The 2,816-nt window shown below is 61.3% G+C and carries 2 protein-coding genes and 1 pseudogene; 1 reads left to right on the top strand and 2 read right to left on the bottom strand.

Going from position 1 to position 2,816, the window contains the following annotated elements:
• A partial coding sequence (locus HX846_RS31055; protein WP_178966859.1) for a sigma-54-dependent Fis family transcriptional regulator occupies positions 1–964 on the top strand: 964 nt, incomplete at its 5' end.
• 65 nt (positions 965–1,029) lie between these two features.
• Here the strand turns inward: HX846_RS31055 and HX846_RS31050 are convergent.
• Positions 1,030–2,343, bottom strand: coding sequence for an autotransporter domain-containing protein (locus HX846_RS31050; RefSeq protein ID WP_043224814.1), 1,314 nt, complete (start codon positions 2,341–2,343; stop codon positions 1,030–1,032).
• Between the two features lie 49 nt (positions 2,344–2,392).
• Positions 2,393–2,816, bottom strand: a pseudogene (locus tag HX846_RS31045) (hypothetical protein); the annotation flags it as partial.

Raw genomic sequence — 2,816 nt, 5'->3', positions numbered from 1 at the left:
CCTGCGGGGCAAGGGCAACAACGCGCCTGCGGGCCAGCCGGAACACGAGTTGCTGGGGGACAGCCGTCCGATCCGGGAATTGCGCAAGCTGCTCGCCAAGCTGGCGCCCACTGAATCCCCGGTGTTGATCCGTGGCGACAGCGGCACCGGCAAGGAATTGGTCGCGCGTACCTTGCATCGCCAATCCCAGCGCCATGCCAAGCCGTTTGTGGCGATCAATTGCGGGGCGATTCCCGAACACCTGATCCAGTCCGAACTGTTTGGCCATGAGAAGGGCGCCTTCACCGGCGCCCATCAGCGCAAGGTGGGGCGGATCGAGGCGGCGCACGGCGGCACCCTGTTTCTCGATGAGATCGGCGACTTGCCCATGGAGCTGCAAGCCAACCTGCTGCGTTTTCTCCAGGAAAAACAGATCGAGCGAGTCGGCGGCAGCCAGCCGATTGCGGTGGATGTACGCGTGTTGGCGGCCACCCACGTCGACCTGGAAGCCGCGGTGGCAAAGGGCACTTTTCGCGAAGACTTGTATTACCGGCTCAACGTCCTGCAAGTGGTCACCGCGCCGTTGCGCGAGCGCCACGGTGACGTGGCGATGCTGGCCAACCATTTTTCACACTTCTACAGCCAGGAAACCGGCCGCCGTCCCCGCAGCTTCAGTGAAGACGCACTGGTGGCCATGGGCGAGCACGGTTGGCCGGGCAATGTGCGCGAGTTGGCCAACCGCGTGCGGCGGGGCCTGGTACTGGCGGAAGGGCGGCAAATCGAAGCCGTTGATCTGGGATTGCAGAGCCAGCAGGCAATCGCGCTGCCGATGGCTACACTGGAGGATTACAAGCACCGTGCCGAACGCCAGGCACTGTGCGATGTGCTCAACCGGCACAGCGACAACCTGAGTGTCGCTGCGCGTGTGCTGGGGGTTTCCCGGCCGACGTTCTACCGGTTGCTGCACAAACACCAGATCCGCTAGGGCGGGTAAACCGAAAAGCCCCGCAACGACCCTTATCGTTGCGGGGCTTTTCCCGTTGTCATGCCTTAAAAATAATACGGGAACTTCAGGCTGAAGCTGAACGACGGCGCATCCGGTGTGATCCCGATGGCCAGGTTCGGCACGATGGTCAGGTTGTCGCTTGCCGCAATCGTCATGCCCACGTTGAAGTAACCCGCGTTGGCATCGCTGGAAACCACTGACTGCCAGTCGCCGCCATCCGGCTTGAGCTTGCTCTTGCGTTGCACCAGGTCGGACACCGAGAACGACATACTCATCTTCTCGTTCAGCGCAAACGCCACGCCAGCGCCGATCTGGAAGCTGTCGCCCAACTGCACTTTCCCCGGGGTCTTCTGGCCGACCTGGGAGCTGATATCGCTGAACGAGTCTTCGAAGTTGTGGGTGTACGACAGCGAGCCAAACAATACCGCCGGGTCGAAGGTCTTGACCAGCGAGATACCCGGCGTGATCGACCACACACCGTTGCCGGTGGGCAGGCTTTCCGGCACGAAAAGGTTGGTGTTGCTGGATGACTGGACCAGCTTGATCCCAAACGGATCTTCGCCGGTGGGCGCCTTGACCCGCACCGACACCACGGCATCCGGCAGGTTGACGCTCTCGTCGAGGAATTTGTAGGCAATCCCGAAGTTGACGTCGCCGATAGTCGGGTCACGCGTGACCGATTGTTCCGAGGTCGCGGTGCCGCTGCCACCGTTGGCACCACCGGACTGATAGGTCGACTCGCGGTACACCACCGGCACGTTTATATCGAACTGCCAGCGGTTGTCGAGGTTGTAGCGGCCCGTGAGGTCGACGGTCCAGTTATCCGACTTGATCCGGTCCAGGTTGATGTTGCCGAGGAAGATCGAGTCCAGCGCCAGGAAGCCGTTGAGGGTCAACTGGCGGGCATCGTAGCGGGAATAGGTGACGCCGGTTTCAAAGCTGAACTTGCCGTTGCCAAAGAACCCGCTGGCCTCGTTATACAAGTTGCTCACGCTCTGTGCCGGGGCCGAATCATCCTTGAGGGACTGGCCGTAGGACGCGCCACCGGCTGCACCGCCCGAGGCCGCAGCCGCGCCGACTCCCGGCGTGTTGCCGGCCACCGTGGTGCCGCCTTTCTGGAAGTCTGCCGGGGATTTGGCCAGGCGTTTGGGCGGCGGCGCCACCGGTTGTTCTTCCACCTGGCGTACCCGTTGCTCCAGCACCGCCAGTGCTTTTTGCTGCACTTCGTAGCGTTGCTTGAGCTCCAGCAATTCCTTTTTCAATGTGTCTATGTCGGTGTCCGGCGCGGCATACAACATGGATGCGGGCAGGAGCGTGCTTAAACAAATTACGGCACGTAACGATAGCGATCGATGCATGGAATAAGCCGTCCCTTTCTAATGCGCAAGTGTCGAGGCACAGCGTAGTTCAATAACCGTTAGGGCGTAGGCCTCTGAGTTGATTCAGGTTGAGGTTCTGCCCCAAATTGTTCAAACCGTTGTTGCCCAGCACCACATTGAGTTGGGTCATGTTGCTGACGAAGTTGCTGTTACCCTGCAAAACCGTGCCTTGCAGGACATTCCCGGCGCCGATCTGCTGCAACGAATTGCCCTGATTGTTGTTGGCCAGGATCGCCATTTGCAGCCCGCCATTGGCGGCCGACACCGTGACCTGGCCGGCACCCGTGCTGCCGGTGACCGACTGGCCAGCCACCAGGGCTTGTCCGGACTGGACGACATTGGCCGGCGACAAGCCATTCTGGTTCACATTGATATTCACGTTATTGCTGGCGGTGTTGCCATCGCCGGCGGCGCGCACGCTTTGGGTCACGCCCTGGCCGCTGCCCAGGCCG

Origin of the sequence: Pseudomonas sp. K5002, from assembly GCF_013386655.1 — a bacterium.
Classification (GTDB): Bacteria; Pseudomonadota; Gammaproteobacteria; order Pseudomonadales; family Pseudomonadaceae; genus Aquipseudomonas.
The sequence above is the reverse complement of the archived record's forward strand: the minus strand, read 5'-3'. Positions and strand labels throughout refer to the sequence as shown.

Coding starts and splice junctions, on each gene's coding strand:
- HX846_RS31050 (WP_043224814.1), bottom strand. CDS start 2,343: ATGCATCGATCGCTATCGTTACGTGCCGTAATTTGTTTAAGCACGCTC.